The organism is Promicromonospora vindobonensis (assembly GCF_042685865.1).
Classification (GTDB): Bacteria; Actinomycetota; Actinomycetes; order Actinomycetales; family Cellulomonadaceae; genus Promicromonospora; species Promicromonospora vindobonensis.
The window spans coordinates 2,978,582-2,996,564 of record NZ_JBHUOG010000002.1 but is presented as its reverse complement, the minus strand read 5'-3'; the positions used below and the strand labels follow the sequence as shown (position 1 = coordinate 2,996,564).

Here is a 17,983-nt window from a genome sequence, read left to right as displayed (position 1 = left end):
AGCAAGAGGTGGGCTATGCCGCCGGGGCGGAGGGCGGGGCCAGCAGGAACGCCGGGGGAGTCAGGTCCGCCCCCGCGAACGCGTCCGCGACGGCCTGGGCTACCGCGTCGACGTCGGCCAGGCGGACCAGCGCGATGGCGCTGCCGCCGAACCCGCCTCCGGTCATGCGCGCGCCGAGCGCGCCCGCCGCCATGGCGGAGTCGACGACGAGGTCGAGCTCGCGGCTGGAGACCTCGTAGTCGTCCCGCAGCGAGATGTGCGAGGCAAGCATGAACGGGCCGACGTCGGCCGCGCGTCCGTCCCGCACGAGGTCGGCGAAGCGCGCGGTGCGGTCGATCTCTGACACGACGTGCCGCACGCGCCGGCGCAGCACGCCGTCGGGGTCGTGCGGCTCGAGCTCGGTCAGCGCCCGGTCGATGCCCATGCCGCCGAGGGTCGGGGCGATCTCCCGGAGAGAGCCCAGCCCCAGCAGGTTCGCGGCCTGCTCGCACGCGGCGCGGCGCGCGCCGTACTCGCCGTCGACGTGCGAGTGCTCGGCCCGGGTGTCGACGACCAGGAGCGTCAGGCCGGCCGTGGCCAGGTCGAACGGCACGGGCACGCCGGACTCCAGCGGCTTCAGGCCCGGGCGGAAGTCGAGCAGCAGCGCGTAGCCCTCGCGGCAGCGCAGCGACGCCGACTGGTCCAGGCCGCCCGTCGGCGCACCGGCGATCTCGTTCTCCGCGCGGCGGGTCGCGTCGACCAGCTCGGCGCGCCCGGCGTCGGACGCCGCGAGGCCGAGGCCCGCTACCGCGTCCAGCGCGACCGCCGCCGCGGCCTCCAGCGCCGCCGACGAGCTCAGCCCGGCGCCGAACGGCACGCACGAGTCGACGGCGGCGTCGAAGCCGCCCATCTTGTGGCCGGCCTCGGTCAGGGCCCAGGCGACGCCGGCGACGTAGGCGCCCCAGCCGTTCACCGCGCCGGGCGCGATGTCGGACAGGCGCGCCTCCCACATACCCTCCGCCTGCGCCGACACCAGGCGGACCTGGTCGTCCTCGCGGGGGCGCAGCGCGATGTAGGTGCGGTGCGGCAGGGCGGTGGGGAGGCACAGACCCGCGTTGTAGTCGGTGTGCTCGCCGATGAGGTTGACCCGCCCGGGGGCGGACCAGACGCCCTCGGGAGAGCCGTCGAACGAACTGGTGAAGAGCTCGTCGACCCGGTGCGCGCCGTCCTCGGCGGTCCAGGCTTCGAGCCACTGCGGTTCAGTCATGGGAAACATTGTCTCTCGACGTCAGCGGTTGGTGGTGCGCAGCACCCGGACCGCGCCGGCCGGGATGTCGGCGCCGCCCGAGACCGTATCGCCGGTGAGCAGGTCCGTGGCAGACGTGTCCATGGGAAGCTTCACGGCGGCGTCCGTGTGGTTGATCGCCACCGTGTAGTCGGCGGCCTCCCCGGTGCGGCGCACCGTCTCGAGTCCCTCCACGATGCCCGACGGCGCCAGGCCGGCGCCCGCGTACACGTCGGCCATGACCGGGGCGAGGGCCTCGACGTCCAGGCTCGTCGAGACGTACCAGCCGGTGCCGGCGCCGTGGCGGTGCCGTGTGATCGCGGCGCCACCCGGCTTGGGGCCGTCGGCGTAGGTGCCGACGGGCTCGGCGCCCGCGAGCACCAGGTCGTCCGCCCAGACCGTGCCGGTGAGCTCGGTGGTGCCGAGGCGCGCGGCGCCGGCCGCAGCGGCCCCCGCCCCGTACGCGACGGTGAGCGAGTCGTTCTCGCGGAGCGGCAGGAACTCCTCGACCCATACCCCGAGCGCGTCCCGCAGCGGCGCCATGAAGCCGCCGGGGTGCACGGCGTCGTTCTGGTCGACGATGCCGCTGAAGTAGCTCACCACCAGCGTGCCGCCGGCCTCGACGTACGCGGTGAGGTTCGCGGCGTCGTCCGCCGTGAGCAGGTACGACGCCGGTGCGACGACCAGCTTGTACCCCGACAGGTCCTGGCTCGGCCGCACCAGGTCGACGGTGTGCCCGTCGCGCCAGAGGCGGTCGTAGTAGGTGTCGACGCGCTCGCGGTGGCGCGCGCCCTGGCTCGGCCGGAACTCGAGGTCCTGCGCCCAGAACGACTCGTAGTCCCACAGCATGGCGACGTCCGCGTGCACACGGGAGCCGCTCAGCTCCGTCAGGCGGCCCAGGTTCGCGCCCAGCTCGGTCACCTCGCGCCACACCCGCGAACCGGTGCCCGCGTGGGGGAGCATCGCCGAGTGGAACTTCTCCGCGCCGGAGCGGGAGGCGCGCCACTGGAAGAACATGATCGCGTCCGCGCCGCGGCCCAGGTGGGAGAAGGAGTTGCGGGCCAGCTCCCCTGGCCGCTTGGCGACGTTCCGGGGCTGCCAGTTGACGGCCGATGTCGAGTGCTCCAGCAGGAGCCACGGCTTGCCGCCGGCGACGGACCGGGTCAGGTCGGCGGCCAGGGCGAGGCCCACATACCCGCGTGGGTCCGCGGCCTGCAGGTAGTGGTCGTTCGAGACGATGTCGACCTCCTTGCCCCACGCGAACAGGTCCGTGGCCGGGCAGCTGGCCGCCATGAAGTTCGTGGTGACCGGAGCGGTCGAGTGCTCGCGGACGGCGTCCCGCTCCGCGACGAAGCAGGCGAGGAGGGCGGCGTCCGAGAACCGCGCGAAGTCGAGCTGCTGGGCGGGGTTCACCGCTTCGGGCGCGGCGGCGGGGACCTGCACGTGCTCCCAGTCCGCGTAGTGCTGGCCCCAGAAGGCGGTGCCCCACGCGGCGTTCAGGCTGTCCAGCGAGTCGTACCGCTCGCGCAGCCACGTACGGAACGCGCGCTGGGCGTTGACCGAGTAGTCGAGCGCGACGGGAGCGCCGTACTCGTTGTGCACGTGCCACCCCGCGACGGCCGGGTGCGTGCCGTACCGCTTGGCCAGCTCGGTGGTGATGCGCAGGGCCGCGGACCGGTACGCCGGCGCGGTCGGAGCCATGAGGCCGCGCCCGCCCGGGCCCATCGGCGTGCCGGTCCGGTCCACGACCCGGGCGTCGGGGTGGGCGGCGTACAGCCATGCCGGCGGGGCCGCCGTCGGCGTCGCGAGGAGGATCCGGACGCCGCCCTCGTGGAGCAGCTCGATCACGCGGTCCAGCCAGGCGAAGTCGAACTCGCCCTCACGCGGCTCCAGCAACGCCCAGCTGAAGATGCCCAGGCTGACGAGGTTCACGCCCGCCTCGTTCATCAGCCGGACGTCCTGGGCCCAGACCTCCTCCGGCCACTGCTCCGGGTTGTAGTCGCCGCCGTAGCTGATCTGCTCGACGCCGGTCAGCCACCCGTCGTACTGCGGTCCGGGCACGAACCGCGAATTCTCGGCCATAGGGGGTCCTTTCAAGGGTCAGGGGTGGACGTGGATCGTGGCCTCGACGGGGCCGTGTTCCGTGGTTCCGTGGACGGTGAACGTGCCTGGCTCGCCGAGGTCGACGGTAAGGGCCTGGTCCCGTTGGCCATGGCGGTCGCCCGACGTCGGCGCGGCCGGCCGCCACGCGGTGCTCCGGTCGCCGTCCAGTGCCAGGCCGGAGTCGGCGTCGTTGCTGGTGGCGTGGGTTGTGACCCAGTCCTTGCCCGCGAGGTCGGTCTCCACGGGCTCGATCGCGGCCTCGCCGTAACCGGCTGCCGGAGGGCCGATCGCGAGGCCCGCGGTCGTCAGCGCTACGGCCAGGGCGACACCGCCCGCGAGGGCGCGCCTGCAGTGTGTGCTGTGCGTCATGAGGACTTCCTTGTCCAGGGTCGGGGGCGTTTCGTCCGTGGGTGCCGAGACAACGGTATGTCCTCGACGCGCGCGTGGGAATACGCTTCCCGGCACTGGAGTGCTGTCCCCTGCATCGATGTACTGCTGGACGTGAAAGAGGTGGCGGGCATCAGCCCGCCACCTCTCTCGTCACGTGGACGAGCGGGCGTGTGTGTGCCCTCCGGAACAGCGGCTTGTGCCGCCGAGCAGAACCCGTTGCCGGGCCGGGGGTCGAACCCGCACTGCCATCTACCAGGTAACCGAAGAAGCTCCGGCCCGCTCTACGAGGCACAGGTGGGCATGTGTGCGACAGCCGGGTTGACGTTCTAGGCCGCTGAACTACGTCGCCCGAAGGCGCCGGCGGGATTCGAACCCGCGTTTTCCCATGGAGAGTGGTAACCGACCGTCTCCGGCCCACCCGTGCTCGTTCCAGTGTTCTGTTCTCGAGTCAGGACCATAGAGCGCGACACTGTGCCTTGGCCAGCAATTAACACCTGTCTGCCCTCGGGAGATCCGCCACGAGCAGATCCGGGTGCCGCCAGCGCTGGAATGCGGTTCGGTGGGGCCATGCGAATCCTGGTTCTCGGTGGAACGGTCTTCCTGTCCCGTGCGGTGGCGGAGGCCGCGCTTGCCCACGGCCACGACGTCACGTGCGCTGCCCGCGGCGTGAGCGGCAGGGTGCCGGACGGCGTCTCGCTCGTCCGCTGGGACCGTGCGGAGGCGGTGCCGTCGGAGCTGGTCGGCGCGCAGTTCGACGCCGTCGTCGACGTCTCCCGTATCCCCTCGCACGTGCGCGAGGCAGTGGCGGCCTTCCGGGACGCGCACTGGACGTTCGTGTCGACCATCAACGTCTACGCGGACACCGCCACCCTCGGCGGCACGCCGGCGACGCTTGCGCTGCTCGACCCCATCGAGACCGACGACGACTCGGGGTCCGACCCCGACGTCTACGGCGCCATGAAGGTGGCCTGCGAGAACACCGTCCGCTCCGGTACGGCGGCGGCGCTCGTGATCCGGCCCGGCCTGATCGTGGGGCCCGGCGACCCGAGCGGCCGGTTCGCCTACTGGCCGGCCCGGTTCGCGGAGGCAGCGCGAGACGGCCTGCCGGTCCTGGTCCCGGAGCCGGTGGACGACCCGGTCCAGCTCGTCGACGTCCGCGACCTCGCCGAGTGGATCGTGACCGCGGCCGAGCAGGGCACCACAGGGGACTTCGACGCCGTCTGCCCGCCGATGCCCAGGTCGGAGCTGCTCGCCCAGGTGGCCGTCGGCGCAGGGGCCGATCCCGAGCTGGTCGCCGTTGCTCCGGAGGTCCTCGCCGAGCACGAGGTGGTTCCGTGGTCGGGGCCCCGGTCGATCCCGTTCTGGGCCGCCGACCTGGTCGACGCCGGCTTCATGGCGCACGACGTCACGTCCTCCCTGGAGGCGGGCCTGCAGATCCGGCCGTTCGCCGAGACCGCCCGCGACACCCTCGTGTGGCTGAGCGCCACACCGGACGCCAAGGTCACGGGCCTGACCCGCGAAGAGGAGCAGGAGGTGCTGGCGGCTGTTCGGCACTGACCTCGCTATCGGCGTTCCTCCGGATATTGCCTGGTCAGTCCGAGACCAGCCCCCTAGGGTCCTGACTCGACAACAGAACTGCGGTAGCACGGGTGGGCCGGAGACGGTCGGTTATCGGATCTCAAGGTGCGGGTTCAACTCCCGCCACTGCTCACGGGCGGTGTAGCTCAGCGGATAGAGCATGAGACTGCTCGGCCGTCGCTCACACGCCCGCCTGTGCTTCCACGCGAGAGAGCGGTGGCGGGCACGCCCGCCACCGCTCTTCTGTCCGTCGCCGGTACGACCCGCCCGAGAGGAGCTTTCGCCATGGACGTCCTGCGCGCCATCAACCGCCGTCGGACCCCCCAGAACCAGCCCGCCGACCCGCGCCAGGAGGCGAACTCCGCCGGCGGCTACATCTTCGTGCTCGACGACACCGCACGCCTGCGCCGCTTCCTCACGCTCGGCGTCGACGGCGGCACGTACTACGCCGCGGCGGGGACGCTGGCGCGCGACAACGCCCAGGTCGTGGCCCGCATGGCGGCCGCGGATCCGGCGACGCTGGTCGAAACGATCGTCGAGGTGTCGACCAGCGGTGTCGCTCCCAAGCAGAACCCGGCCCTGTTCGCGCTCGCGTACGCGGCGTCGGTCCCCGAGTCCGCGGCGCTCGCGCTCGCCGCGCTGCCCCAGGTAGCGCGCACCGGCACGCACCTGTTCCTGTTCGCCGGCTACGTCGAGCAGTTCCGCGGCTGGGGCCGTGGGCTGCGTCGCGCGGTCGGCGGCTGGTACACGGCCAAGGCTGCCGACGCCGTCGCCTACCAGGCGGTCAAGTACCGGCAGCGTGAGGGCTGGTCGCACCGGGACCTGTTGCGTCTGGCGCACCCTGTCACGGCTGACCCAGCGCTCCGGGCGACCTTCGACTGGGTGGTCCGCGGTACCACGGGCGCGCAGATTCCCGCCCTGGTCGAAGGGTTCCTCAAGGCGCGGGAGGCCACGGATCCCGCGACCTGGTCGCTGCTCGTCCGCGAGGCAGGCCTGACCTGGGAGATGCTTCCGGACGCCGCGCTCGCCGAGCCCGCCGTGTGGGACGCCCTGCTCGATGTCGGCATGCCCGCGACGGCGCTGATGCGTCAGCTCCCGCGGCTCACCCGGCTCGGGCTGCTGCCCGCTGTCGGCGGACGCACCGATGAGGTCGTGAGCCTGCTCGCGGACTCCGAACGGCTGCGCCGTGCCCGCGTACACCCGGTGAGTGTGCTGGTGGCGCAGCGGACCTATGCGTCGGGGCGGTCAGCCCGTGGTGCCGGCTCGTGGGAGCCGACGCAGCGCATCGTCGACGCCCTGGATGCCGCGTTCTACGCGGCGTTCGGTGCCATCGAGCCGGCCGGGAAGCGGATGCTGCTCGCTGTGGACGTGTCCGGCTCGATGGGCGTCTCCGTCGCAGGCATGCCGCTCACGGCCCGCGAGGCATCGGCGGCACTGGCACTCGTCCAGCTCGCGACCGAACCGGACTCGTCGGCGGTCGGGTTCACGACGGGCGCCGGCGGAAGCTGGCAGTCGTCGGCGTTGAAGCCGCTGCGCATCTCGCCGCGGCGCCGGCTCGACGACGCCCTGCGCGTGGTCGACGAGATGCCGATGGGCGGCACGGACTGCGCCCAGCCGATGCTGTACGCGGCCGAGCGCGGCCTGGAGGTCGACACGTTCGTGGTCTACACGGACAACGAGACGTGGCACGGTGACGTCCACCCGCACCAGGCGCTGCGGCAGTACCGGGAGCGTACGGGCATCCCGGCGCGGCTTGTGGTGGTGGGCATGACAGCCACCGAGTTCTCGATCGCGGACCCGTCCGACCCGGGGATGCTCGACGTCGCGGGGTTCGACGCGGCGGTCCCGTCCTTGATCTCGCAGTTCGCGCGGGGCCTGTAGGACGGGCAGCAGGATGGTCTGACGCTCCCCTGGTGCCGTCGGCTCACTCGGCGGTCACCGGCTGGCCCTCAGCCGTCACCGGCTGCACCCGGCCGGCCTCAGCCGACCAGCGCCGCCCGCTCCTCCTTGAGGAAGTCCGCGCACCGCTCACCGATCATCATCACGGTGATGTTCGGGTTGACCGTCGTGATCTCCGGCATCACCGACGCGTCCGCGACGCGCAGCCCTGTGACGCCCTTGACCCGCAGCCGCGGGTCGAGGGGCGAGCTGTCGTCGTCGGGGGCGCCCATCCGCACCGAACCGGTCGGGTGGTAGACGGTGTTGTGGGTGCGGGAGATGTAGTCAGCGATCTCCTCGTCGGTCTGCACGTCCGGTCCCGGGTACAGCTCGGGTCCGGCCCACTCGGCCATCGCGGGCTGGGCCACGATCTTCCGGGCGAGCTTGATGCCCTCGACCATGACCGTCATGTCGTACGGGTCCGTGAAGTAGCGGGGGTCCACCATCGGCTTGTCCCGGAAGTCCAGGGAGCGCAGCCGGACCGTGCCACGCGACCGGGCGTGCGTCACGTTCGGGGTGAGGCAGAACCCGTTCTCCGTGGTCGGGTAGCCCTGCCGCGCCGTGTGCATGTCGAACGGGACCGAGCCGTAGTGCATCATCAGGTCCGGCCGGTCCAGGCCCGGCTCGGTCGCCGCGAAGATGCCGAGCTCCCACCACTGCGTGGAGGAGGTGACCATCGGCTGCTTCGCCTCCCACTGGATCACCCCTTCGGGATGGTCCTGCATGTGCGACCCGACGCCGGGGGAGTCGACCAGGACGTCGATCCCCACCTCCGCGAGGTGCTCCGCCGGGCCGATGCCGGACAGCATGAGCAGCTTGGGCGAGTCGATGGCGCCGGCGGACAGGATCACCTCCTGCCGCGCGGTGAACGTCCGGTGGTGGATCAGGTCCGGGCCGAGCACCTCGACACCGGTGCACCGCGTGCCGTCGAAGGTCAGCCGCTTGGCGCGGTGCTCGGTGAGGATCGTCAGGTTCGGCCGGTCGAGGATCGGGTGCAGGTAGCTCACCGACGACGACGAGCGGACGCCGTCCTCCCGTGCGTTGATCTGGAAGAAGCTCGCGCCGGTGACGACGGTGGAGCCGTCGTTGAACTGCACGCGGGGGATGCCCGCCTGCTCGCAGGCGTCCAGCACCGCGACCCCGCACGGGTCGGTCGACGGGACCTGCCGGATCCGCACGGGGCCGTCCTGGCCGTGGTGCACGCCGGGCTGGTCGTTGTTCTCGAGCTTCGTGTAGTACGGGCGAGACTCCTGCGCACGCCAGCCGGTCGCGCCCAGCGCCTCCCACTGGTCCAGGTCCTCCGCGGGCGCCCAGAACGCTATGCACGAGTTGTGTGACGAGCACCCGCCGAGCACCTTGGCGCGCGCCTGCCGCATGAACGAGTTGCCCCGGGCCTGCGGCTCGATCTGGTAGTCCCAGTCGTAGCCCGACTCCAGCAGCCCCATCCAGCGGTCGAGCCGCAGGATCGCGTCGTCGCCGACGTCGGACGGGCCAGCCTCCAGCAGGGCGACCGAGACCGCAGGGTCCTCGCTGAGCCGGGCCGCGACGGCGGCGCCGGCGGAACCGCCGCCGATCACCACGTAGTCGAAGGAGCGCTCGTCGGTCCGTGCGGTGGCCTGCTCGGTCGGTCGCTTCGCGGGCAGCTCAGTCATCGGTGTCTCCGAACCACCCGGTCACCGCCGGGCGCAGGTTCTGGTAGATGTGCTTGGACTCCTGGTACTCGGCCAGGCCGGCCATACCGAGCTCCCGCCCGAACCCGGACTGCCCGTAGCCGCCCCACTCCGCCTGCGGCAGGTAGGGGTGGTAGTCGTTGATCCAGATCGTGCCGTGCCGCAGCTGGTTCGCGACCCGCTGGGCCTTGCCGGCGTCCTGCGACCAGACGGCGCCGGCGAGGCCGTAGATCGTGTCGTTGGCGATCTCGACGGCCTCGTCCTCCGTGCCGAACGTCTCGACGGTGACGACGGGACCGAACGCCTCCTCGACGACGGCGGAGCTGCCGCGCCGGACGCCGTCGAGCACGGTCGGCAGGTAGAAGAAGCCCTTCTCCAGCTCGCCGGTGCCCCACTCGCCGCCGCACCGGACGACGGCGCCCTCCTCGACAGCCCTGTCCACGTACGCCGTGACCTTGTCCCGGTGCGCGGCGGAGATCAGCGGGCCGGTCTCGGCCGACTCGTCCAGCGGGCCGCCCAGGCGGATCTGCCGGGCGCGGCGCACCAGCTCGTCGACGAAGCGGTCGTGGACGGACTCCTCGACCAGCAGCCGCGCCCCGGCGGAACACACCTGGCCCGAGTGGACGAACGCGCCGTTGAGCGCGTTGTCCACGGCGGCGTCGAAGTCGGCGTCGGCGAAGATGATGTTCGGGTTCTTGCCGCCCAGCTCCAGCGCGACCTTCTTGACCGTGGCCGCTGCGCTCGCCGCGATGATGCGGCCCGTAGCGAGCCCGCCGGTGAACGACACCATGTCGACGTCCGCGTGCGAGGACAGCGGAGCGCCCGCCTCTGGTCCTGCGCCGAGCACCAGGTTGGCCACACCGGCGGGCACCCCTGCGTCGGTCAGGACCTCCATCAGGAGGACCGCGGTGTGGGGGGTGAGCTCGCTCGGCTTGAGCACGAAGGTGTTGCCTGCGGCGAGGCAGGGGGCCACCTTCCACACGGCCTGCAGCAGCGGGTAGTTCCACGGCGAGATCAGGCCGCAGACCCCCACGGGCTCGTGCACCACACGGCTGAGCACGTCCGGGCTGCCCGCGTCGACGACCCTGCCGGCGTCGACGCCGGCCACCTTGGCGTACCAGCGGAAGCAGGCGATGCAGTCGTCGATGTCGATGCGGCTCTCGACCAGGCGCTTGCCCGTGTCGCGGGACTCGGCGCGGGCGAAGTCCTCCGCCCGCTCGGTGAGCAGCTCCGCCACTCGATGCAGCAGCTCGCCACGCTCTGGCGCGGTGGTGGCGCGCCACGGGCCGGTGTCGAACGCGCGCCGTGCCGCGGAGATCGCCCGCTCGGTGTCGGCGGCGGTCGCCTCGGACACCTCCGCGACGAGCGAGCCGTCCGCCGGGCAACGGATCTCACGGGTGCCGCCGGCAGCCGCTGCCGCCCAGATGCCGTCGATGTACAGGGTGGTCGGTGTGCTCATGGTGGTGCTCCGGTCGGGACGTGCGGGTGTGCGGTCGTCAGCCTTCGATCTGTTCAGTGTCGTGCGTCGGCGAGCTGCTCGCGTGCAGGAAGAGCAGGTGCCGCTCGTACTGGTCCAGGACGTCGGCGATGAGCTGTTCCTTGGCGTAGTCGGTGACGTCGTACCCCTGGGTGCCCTCCGCGAGCAGCACCTCGACGCGGAAGTACGTGTCGTCCTGGTCCGAGGTGTTCATGCGGAACGTCGGCGTGGGGTGCGCCTGCGGCCACAGCGTGTAGGTGAACTGGTCCTCGTCGCCATGTTCTGCGGTGAGCGTGATGGCGGGCAGACCGCTGTCGCCGACGGGGGCCTCGGTGCAGGAGGTCGAGATGCCCTGCTCCTCCAGCGCGGCGGAGACCTCGGTCAGGGCGGGGCGGACCGTCCTGTCGATGAAGCGCAGGGCGTGCCGACGGTCCGGGAAGCTGACGAGCCGGGTGAGGCGCTGTCGCCAGCCGGGCGCTCCGGCGTGCCCGATGCGGCCGGACAGGCTCGAGGGCAGGGCCGTGCGCAGGGTGTCGAACTTCTGTCCCTCGGTGCGGAGCACCTTGTAGAGGGCGAACATCACGCAGATCATCACGAGTGAGAACGGCAGCCCCATGATGATCGTGCCGGACTGCAGCGTCGAGATGCCGCCCGCGAGCAGCATGCCCATGGTGAGCAGGCCCGTGGCCGCCGCCCAGAAGACGCGGAGCCAGATCGGCCCGTCGTCGCCCGCCTGGTGCAGCTTGGAGGTGAGGTTGGACAGGACGAGCGCGCCGGAGTCGGCCGACGTCACGTAGAAGAGCAGGCCGATGAAGATCGCCAGGCCGATGGTCGCTGGGGCAGCGGGGAACTGCTGGAGCAGGGCATAGATGCCCGACGCCGGGTCGTTCATCGCGGCATCGCCGAACGCGGCGCCCTCGGCACCGCCGTTCCGGATGTAGTCGAGCGCGCTGTTGCCGAAGATCGACACCCATAGCAGCACGAACACGAACGGGATCGTGAGCGTCCCGACCACGAACTGGCGGATGGTCCGGCCGCGCGAGATGCGCGCGAGGAACAGGCCGACGAACGGCGCCCAGGCCACCCACCAGGCCCAGAAGAACAGCGTCCAGGCGTTCATCCAGTCGGTGGGCGCGTCGAAGGCGTACGTGTTCAGCGTCATGCCCGGCAGCCGGGACACGTAGTCGCCGACGTTCATCACCAGCGCGTTGAACAGGAACGTCGTCTTGCCGGTGACGACGAGGAACAGCACGAGCAGCAGGGCGAGCACGACGTTGAGCTCGGACAGGCGCCGCACACCACGCTGCACGCCGGAGATCACCGACAGCGTCGCCATCACCACGGCGAGCGCGAGCAGCGCGACCTGGGCGCCGATGCCGATCGGCACCCCGAACAGGTCGGAGAGCCCGCGGTTGAGCATCTCGACGCCGATCCCGAGCGTGGTGGCGAGGCCGAAGATGGTGCCGATCACCGCGGCGATGTCCACGGCGTCGCCGAGCTTGCCCCATACGCGGTCGCCGAACAGGGGGTGCAGCACGGAGCGGATGCTCAGCGGCATGTTGCGCCGGTACGCGAAGTAGGCGATGGCCATGCCCATCAGGGCATACATGCCCCAGCCGATGACGCCGTAGTGGAACAGCGTCCAGACGACGGCCATCCGGGCGGCCTCGACGGTGCCGCCGTCGCCGACGGGCGGGGCCAGGTACTGCGACGCGGGCTCGGCGACCGAGTAGAACATCAGGTCGGTGCCGATGCCGGCGGCGAACAGCATCGCGGACCAGGTGAAGAGCCCGAACTGGGGCTTGGACTGCTCCGGGCCGAGCTTGATGCGGCCCGCCCTCGACAGGGCGACACCGATGACGAACACCAGGAACGCGGCGGCTGCGATGAAGTAGTAGGCACCGAACCAGTCGGAGATCCCGGCGACGACGACGCCGATGTACTGCTCGGTCTGCGCCGGCCAGATGATCGCCACCAGGCCGACCACGAGGATCAGCGTCGCCGACCCGAAGAACACCGTTGGATTGATACCGCTGTGCCGTCGTCGCCCGTCGGACGGGCCGTCGGCTGCTGCGGGCAGGTGCTCGGTCTTCGCCGGGGTGCTCATGTTTTCCTTCGTCGAGGGCTCTGGGCGCTGCCCACCGTACAACTCGATGAATTTTCACCTGCCGCCGACCGGTGGTGTACCGGAGCGGCCCTGCCGAAGTCGAGATTATGCCCGCCGCCGTCAGGCCGCGCGCCGCCCTGCGTGGTCGCGCGTCAGACCGGCGCGAGCCCTAGGCTGCGACCCGCCAGGCCGCGGCGGCGCTTCGCGAGCCCCCTGGCGACCTCGGCCAGCACCCGTGCGCCGGGGGAGTCCGGGGCGGTCAGGACCACGGGGGTGCCGTCGTCCCCGCCCTCGCGGACGGCGACGTCGAGCGGCACCTGGCCGAGCAGCGGCACGTCCTTGCCGACGATCTCGGTGAGCCGGGCGGAGACCCGTGCGCCACCGCCCTCGCCGAAGATCTCCAGCCGCGTGCCGTCGGGCTGCTCCAGCCACGACATGTTCTCGATCACGCCGACCACGCCCTGCTGCGTCTGGGTGGCCACGGACCCGGCACGCTCGGCGACCTCGGCGGCGGCGGCCTGCGGCGTCGTGACCACGAGGATCTCGGAGGACGGCAGCAGCTGTGCCACCGAGATGGCGATGTCGCCGGTGCCGGGCGGCAGGTCGAGGAGCAGCACGTCCAGGTCGCCCCAGAACACGTCGGCCAGGAACTGCTCCAGCGCACGGTGCAGCATGGGCCCGCGCCAGACCACGGGCTGCCCGGCCGGCACGAACATGCCGATCGAGACCACCTTGACGCCGTGCGCGATGGGCGGCAGCAGCATGTTGTCCACGCGGGTGGGCTGCCGGTCCACGCCCAGCATGCGGGGGATCGAGAAGCCGTAGATGTCGGCGTCGATCACGCCGACCGACAGGCCGTCCGCCGCCAGCGCCACCGCGAGGTTCGCCGTGACCGACGACTTGCCCACGCCTCCCTTGCCCGACGCCACCGCGTACACCTTGGTCATCGAACCCGGCTGCGAGAACGGGATGACGGGGTCGCCCGCGCCGCCGCGCAGCATCGACCGCAGCGAGGAGCGCTGCTCGGGTGTCATGACGCCCAGCTCGACGTCGACTCCCGCAACGCCCTCGACAGCCGTCGCGGCGGCCGTCACCTCCTTGATCAGCGTCGACTTCATCGGGCAGCCTGCAACGGTCAGGTCGATGCCGACCGCGACGTGCCCGCTTGTCGACACGTCCACCGACCGGACCATGCCCAGGTCGGTGATGGGGCGCCGGATCTCGGGGTCGAGCACACCGGTCAGTGCGTCACGCACCCGAGTCTCGAGTGTGGGGGAGTCGACTGGGGTCATGATTCGATCCTATGGGGGAGGTCCAGGTGCTCCGGAATCAGAGGGGTCTTTCATGACTTTGCAATGAAGGTCCGTTGAAAACGGTACGCTGCGTCACCACCAAGGGTGAGGAGGCCCCATGACCGAGCCACGCGTTCCCACGCGAGTTCGCCGTGTCGCCTCAGAGGACCAGGCCCGCGAGCTCGCCGCCGCGCTGCAGCGGCCGGGCCGCGACAGCCCGGTGGTGGTCATCTCGACGCCCGCAGGGCACGACGCCCCCTTCGTGGACCCGCAGCGGGTGCTCGACGACGTCGCCGGGCTCGCCGAGGTGGTCGTGATCCCCACGGGCGACGTGTCGTGGGCGTTCTCGTCGGGCATGCCGCCGGACACCCAGGTCTACGGCGGCGCGTCCCGCGTCTACGGGACGGACCTGGAGTGGGTGCACCATCCCCGTCGTTCGCCGCTGCACTTCGCCTACTCCGCGGACGAGGACGTGCGCGTGCGCGACCGCCTGGTCGGCGACGTCATGCGGTTCGCGGTGCGGGCGGGGACCGTCGGCTCGGCGCGGTCCGCTCCGGACGCGGCCCCCACCGACGGGAAGGTGCTGGGGGTGCTCGGCACGCGGGCCCTCATCAGCACCGACGACGGCGGCCAGGCCACGATCGCCGAGGAGCTCGTCTTCGCCGACGTCGCACTGGGGCAGGTGCTCGCCCCGGGCATGCGGGTCACCGGGGTGCTCGACCCGGCGCGCCGCCTCCTCGACATCCGTTGCATGCTGCCCGACGTCGACGCGCTGCGCCGGGCCGTGAACGCCGCCTACCGCGTGGGCCAGGTCGTCCTCGGCAGGGTCGAGGCGGTCGAGCACGATGCCGTCCGCATCGCCCTGGCGCCCGGCGTCCTCGTGCGAGTGCGTCGCGCGGAGATCACCGGCAACGACCTCGACCTGCTGAGCGACCTCTTCACCGCCGGCGAGGTGGTCGCGGCTCGCCGGATGCCCGCACCCCTCGACGGCCTGGCACTGCGGCTGGACGACGTCGACGAGTCCGAGGACCGGCCAGTCCCGGCCATCTCGCTGCTGGCCGGTGGGCCGCCGTGGCTCGAGCCGCCGCTGCCGTCGGCCGTGCCGCTCCCCGTGGCAGAGCCCGTCGAGGCCCGCCGCTCGTTGGTCGGCACCGTCGAGATCAGGCCTGCTTCGCTGGCCGAGCCTCACGAGACCAGGGTCGACGGCACCCCGCCAACCCCCGCCGACCTGTTCGGCGTCCGCCCCGCCGAACCGGGCCCCGACCGGGCGCGCGCCGAGCGACCCGCGTCCAGCGGCGACACCGGTCCCGTCCCGACACTCCCGGGCGGCCAGCGCGCCCCGACGCCAGGGGACGTCGCCGCGTGGCACGCCGGCGGGCACGATGCCCTGCCCTCACCCGCGGCGTCCGAGTCCCCTGCGGAACCGGCGGGCAAGGCGGCACGCGACCTCAGCCTCTCCCTCGACGCGGCGAAGGCCCAGGTGACGGCGCTCGCGAAGGAGCTGCTGGACGACAAGGTCAAGCGGCACCAGGTCGAGCTGGAGGTCGACCGCCTGCTCGGGCGGGTCGGCGAGCTCACGGAACGGCTCGAACGCAGCGAGCGGCGTGCAGAGCAGCAGGGGACGGCCCTGCGCAAGGCACGGCAGGAGGCCGCACGCCTGCGCCGTCGGCTCGGCGACGCCGGGGTCGAGGAGCCAGAGGACCGCTACTTCCTCGACGACGAGGAACAGCTCCGGTTCGAGGTCCTGGCCGAGTGGGCCCGCGCGATCCCGGCCGCTGAGAAGCCCGGCCGCCCCCTGGCCGAGTACACGCTCGGCCCGCGGTTCCTCGGCTCCCTCGCCGACGTCGAGGGAGTGAGCAGGGACCGGGTGGTCTGGACGCTGGTCATGGTGCTCACCGGCCACGCGCCCGAGATGAACGGCCTGCAGGTGCACCGCCTGCGCACGGGATCGGGCGGTGACGACCCGGTCCGCCAGCGCGACGACGGTGCCACGTGCTGGCGGGTGTCGCTCCAGGTCAACACGCCGTCGGCGCGCAGGCTGCACTACTGGAAGCTGCCGCGCGGTACCTACGAGCTGTCGCGCGTTGTGGTCCACGACGACGTGGAGCCCTGACCACGACACGCAAGGGCGACTTTGCTTCGTTGCGTACCAGGTAGGGCGTTGTCGGTCTGATGGTCGACGTCCCCTGCCACGACAAGCTGGGGAGCAGCGCGCCATCCGGAACGACTGGGACTTCTACCTGAACGACTGGGACTTCTACCTGTGCGGGTCCGAGGTGCCGGACGACCGTCGCTGCGACTGAGGCTCGGTGGAATCGTCACCGCGGTCCTTCTCCTCCAGCTCCTCCAGGAGGTTGCGGATCTCCGACCGCACGAAGTCGCGGGTGGCGACCTCCGAGAGGGCGATCCGGAGCGCCGCCATCTCGCGCGCCAGGTACTCGGTGTCCGCGAGGTTGCGCTCGCCCCGCCGTCGGTCCTGTTCTGCCGTGACGCGGTCGCGGTCGTCCTGCCGGTTCTGCGCCAGCAGGATCAGCGGGGCCGCGTAGCTGGCCTGGAGCGACAGCATCAGGGTGAGCGCGGTGAACCCGTTCGCGGCACTGTCGAACCGCAGACCCTCCGGGCCCCACGCGTTCCACACGAGCCAGAGGACGCAGAACACCGTGAGGTAGATCAGGAACCGTGGCGTGCCAAGGAACCGGGCGATGCCCTCAGTGGCCTTGCCGACGGCGTCCTGCTCCATCCGGAACCGGGGTACGAGGCTGCGGCGCTGCGCGAGCGGCGTGTCCAAGCGGTCAGCCACGGGTTGCCTCCCGTCGGCCGGCCTGGTGCCGCTTCGCGGGGGCGGACTGCGCCTCGATCGACTCGAGATGCTCGTCGTCGCTCCCCCGCCAGTCGTCGGGGAGGATGTGGTCGAGGACGTCGTCGACGGTGACCACCCCCAGCAGCCGGCGCTGCGCGTCGAGCACCGGCAGCGCGAGCAGGTCGTAGGCCGCGAGCAGGCGAGTCACCTGACCGATCGATGCGTCATGCGTCAGCCACTCGGTCTCGGCGTCCAGCACCGACGCGACAGCGGCGTGCGGCGGTTCGCGCAGCAACCGCTGGAAGTGCGCGACGCCGAGGAACCGGCCGGTCGGCGTCTCCTGCGGGGGCCGCACCACGAACACCATGGATGCCAGCGCCGGGGGCAGCTCGGATCTCCTGATCTGCGCCAGAGCGGTGGCGATGGTGTCGTCCGCGCCGAGGATCACCGGCTCCGTGGTCATCAGACCGCCCGCCGTGTCCTCCGCGTACTCCAGCAGCCGCCGGACGTCGGCCGCCTCCTCCGGCTCCATGAGGTTCAGGAGCTGGGCGGCCTGCTCGTCGGGCAGCTCGTTCAGGAGGTCGGCCGCGTCGTCGGGCTCCATGGCCTCCAGCACGTCCGCCGCGCGGTCCCGGTCCAGGCCGGACAGGATCGCCACCTGAGCGTCCTCCGGCAGCTCCTCCAGCACGTCGGCGAGGCGCTCGTCGTTCAGCGCGCTGGCGATCTCCAGCCGACGCTCCGTCCCCAGCTCGTGAATCACGTCCGCGAGGTCAGCCGCCCGCATGTCCTCGTACGCCTCCAGCAGACGAGCGGCGCCCTGCTCGACCGACGTACGGGTGAGGTCCTGCACGGCGTCGACCGGGATCGTCAGCGTCGAACCCCGGCGGAACCGGGTCGAGCCCCGCGCGGACCGGCGGCGCACGAACAGCTGGTCCACCAGCCAGTCACCGGTGCGCTGCTGCGCGATCGAGACGTCCTCGATGGTCACCTCGCCCGAGCCGTCCTTGAGCTGGACGCGCCGATCCAGCAGCTCGCCCAGCACCACCGACTCCATGGTCCGCTGCTCGAACCGCCGCAGGTTCACGAGGCCGGTGCTGATCACCTGGCCCGCGTCGATACTGGTCACGCGAGTCAGGGGGAGAAAGACACGGCGCCGGCCCGGGACCTCGACCACCAGACCCACCGCACGCGGCGCGCCCTTGGCCCGGACCAGCACGACGACATCACGAACCCGGCCCACCTGGTCACCGATCGGGTCGAAGACCACCGTGCCTGCCAGGCGTGCGACGAAAACCCTGGTGCTGGCGCTCACGCTGGTCAGCCTACGGCCCGCTCCTGTGGCACGCTCCTCGCCACCAGCGACA

General features: G+C 71.7%; 12 protein-coding genes. 3 read left to right on the top strand and 9 right to left on the bottom strand.

Annotation, left to right across the window (positions count from 1 at the left end; genetic code table 11):
- Window positions 1-13: 13 nt before the first annotated feature.
- The 3 genes from galK to ACFS27_RS26595 are packed head-to-tail and all read right to left on the bottom strand — an operon-like array spanning window position 14 to window position 3,736.
- A complete protein-coding gene (galK, locus tag ACFS27_RS26605; RefSeq protein WP_377189977.1) occupies window positions 14-1,246 on the bottom strand; it encodes a galactokinase in 1,233 nt (410 codons plus the stop codon).
- A 21-nt stretch (window positions 1,247-1,267) separates the two neighbouring features.
- Window positions 1,268-3,346: a beta-galactosidase gene (locus ACFS27_RS26600; protein ID WP_377189975.1), complete on the bottom strand. Its 2,079-nt coding sequence runs from the start codon at window positions 3,344-3,346 to the stop codon at window positions 1,268-1,270.
- Window positions 3,347-3,364: 18 nt separating this feature from the next.
- The gene (locus tag ACFS27_RS26595; protein WP_377189973.1) at window positions 3,365-3,736 is read right to left on the bottom strand and encodes a hypothetical protein; all 372 of its coding nucleotides are present in this window, start codon (window positions 3,734-3,736) and stop codon (window positions 3,365-3,367) included.
- A 588-nt stretch (window positions 3,737-4,324) separates the two neighbouring features.
- Here ACFS27_RS26595 and ACFS27_RS26590 point away from each other — a divergent pair.
- The gene (locus tag ACFS27_RS26590) at window positions 4,325-5,314 is read left to right on the top strand and encodes an NAD-dependent epimerase/dehydratase family protein (RefSeq protein ID WP_377189971.1); all 990 of its coding nucleotides are present in this window, start codon (window positions 4,325-4,327) and stop codon (window positions 5,312-5,314) included.
- A 306-nt stretch (window positions 5,315-5,620) separates the two neighbouring features.
- Window positions 5,621-7,216, top strand: coding sequence for a TROVE domain-containing protein (locus ACFS27_RS26585; protein WP_377189969.1), 1,596 nt, complete (start codon window positions 5,621-5,623; stop codon window positions 7,214-7,216).
- Window positions 7,217-7,314: 98 nt separating this feature from the next.
- Here the strand turns inward: ACFS27_RS26585 and ACFS27_RS26580 are convergent, their stop codons facing one another.
- From ACFS27_RS26580 to ACFS27_RS26565, 4 genes are all read right to left on the bottom strand, one after another.
- Complete coding sequence (locus ACFS27_RS26580; protein WP_377189967.1) at window positions 7,315-8,925, bottom strand: GMC family oxidoreductase; 1,611 nt, start codon at window positions 8,923-8,925, stop codon at window positions 7,315-7,317.
- Window positions 8,918-10,402 (bottom strand): aldehyde dehydrogenase family protein, encoded by a 1,485-nt coding sequence (locus tag ACFS27_RS26575; protein ID WP_377189965.1) that lies wholly within the window; start codon window positions 10,400-10,402, stop codon window positions 8,918-8,920. Before ACFS27_RS26575 ends, ACFS27_RS26580 begins: the two co-directional genes overlap by 8 nt.
- Window positions 10,403-10,439: 37 nt before the next feature.
- Complete coding sequence (gene betT / locus ACFS27_RS26570) at window positions 10,440-12,527, bottom strand: choline BCCT transporter BetT (protein ID WP_377189963.1); 2,088 nt, start codon at window positions 12,525-12,527, stop codon at window positions 10,440-10,442.
- Between the two features lie 152 nt (window positions 12,528-12,679).
- Window positions 12,680-13,819: an Mrp/NBP35 family ATP-binding protein gene (locus ACFS27_RS26565; protein WP_377189961.1), complete on the bottom strand. Its 1,140-nt coding sequence runs from the start codon at window positions 13,817-13,819 to the stop codon at window positions 12,680-12,682.
- 118 nt (window positions 13,820-13,937) lie between these two features.
- Here ACFS27_RS26565 and ACFS27_RS26560 point away from each other — a divergent pair, with 118 nt between their 5' ends.
- Window positions 13,938-15,932 carry a hypothetical protein gene (locus tag ACFS27_RS26560; RefSeq protein WP_377189959.1) on the top strand — a complete coding sequence of 665 codons (1,995 nt, stop codon included), beginning with the start codon at window positions 13,938-13,940 and terminating at the stop codon, window positions 15,930-15,932.
- 144 nt (window positions 15,933-16,076) lie between these two features.
- Here the strand turns inward: ACFS27_RS26560 and ACFS27_RS26555 are convergent, their stop codons facing one another.
- Both ACFS27_RS26555 and ACFS27_RS26550 read right to left on the bottom strand, forming a co-directional pair.
- Window positions 16,077-16,619, bottom strand: coding sequence for a DUF1003 domain-containing protein (locus tag ACFS27_RS26555; RefSeq protein WP_377189957.1), 543 nt, complete (start codon window positions 16,617-16,619; stop codon window positions 16,077-16,079).
- Window positions 16,612-17,931: a magnesium transporter MgtE N-terminal domain-containing protein gene (locus ACFS27_RS26550; protein ID WP_377189955.1), complete on the bottom strand. Its 1,320-nt coding sequence runs from the start codon at window positions 17,929-17,931 to the stop codon at window positions 16,612-16,614. Before ACFS27_RS26550 ends, ACFS27_RS26555 begins: the two co-directional genes overlap by 8 nt.
- Window positions 17,932-17,983 lie beyond the last annotated feature (52 nt).

Coding starts and splice junctions, on each gene's coding strand:
- galK (WP_377189977.1), bottom strand. CDS start 1,246: ATGACTGAACCGCAGTGGCTCGAAGCCTGGACCGCCGAGGACGGCGCG.
- ACFS27_RS26600 (WP_377189975.1), bottom strand. CDS start 3,346: ATGGCCGAGAATTCGCGGTTCGTGCCCGGACCGCAGTACGACGGGTGG.
- ACFS27_RS26595 (WP_377189973.1), bottom strand. CDS start 3,736: ATGACGCACAGCACACACTGCAGGCGCGCCCTCGCGGGCGGTGTCGCC.
- ACFS27_RS26590 (WP_377189971.1), top strand. CDS start 4,325: ATGCGAATCCTGGTTCTCGGTGGAACGGTCTTCCTGTCCCGTGCGGTG.
- ACFS27_RS26585 (WP_377189969.1), top strand. CDS start 5,621: ATGGACGTCCTGCGCGCCATCAACCGCCGTCGGACCCCCCAGAACCAG.
- ACFS27_RS26580 (WP_377189967.1), bottom strand. CDS start 8,925: ATGACTGAGCTGCCCGCGAAGCGACCGACCGAGCAGGCCACCGCACGG.
- ACFS27_RS26575 (WP_377189965.1), bottom strand. CDS start 10,402: ATGAGCACACCGACCACCCTGTACATCGACGGCATCTGGGCGGCAGCG.
- betT (WP_377189963.1), bottom strand. CDS start 12,527: ATGAGCACCCCGGCGAAGACCGAGCACCTGCCCGCAGCAGCCGACGGC.
- ACFS27_RS26565 (WP_377189961.1), bottom strand. CDS start 13,819: ATGACCCCAGTCGACTCCCCCACACTCGAGACTCGGGTGCGTGACGCA.
- ACFS27_RS26560 (WP_377189959.1), top strand. CDS start 13,938: ATGACCGAGCCACGCGTTCCCACGCGAGTTCGCCGTGTCGCCTCAGAG.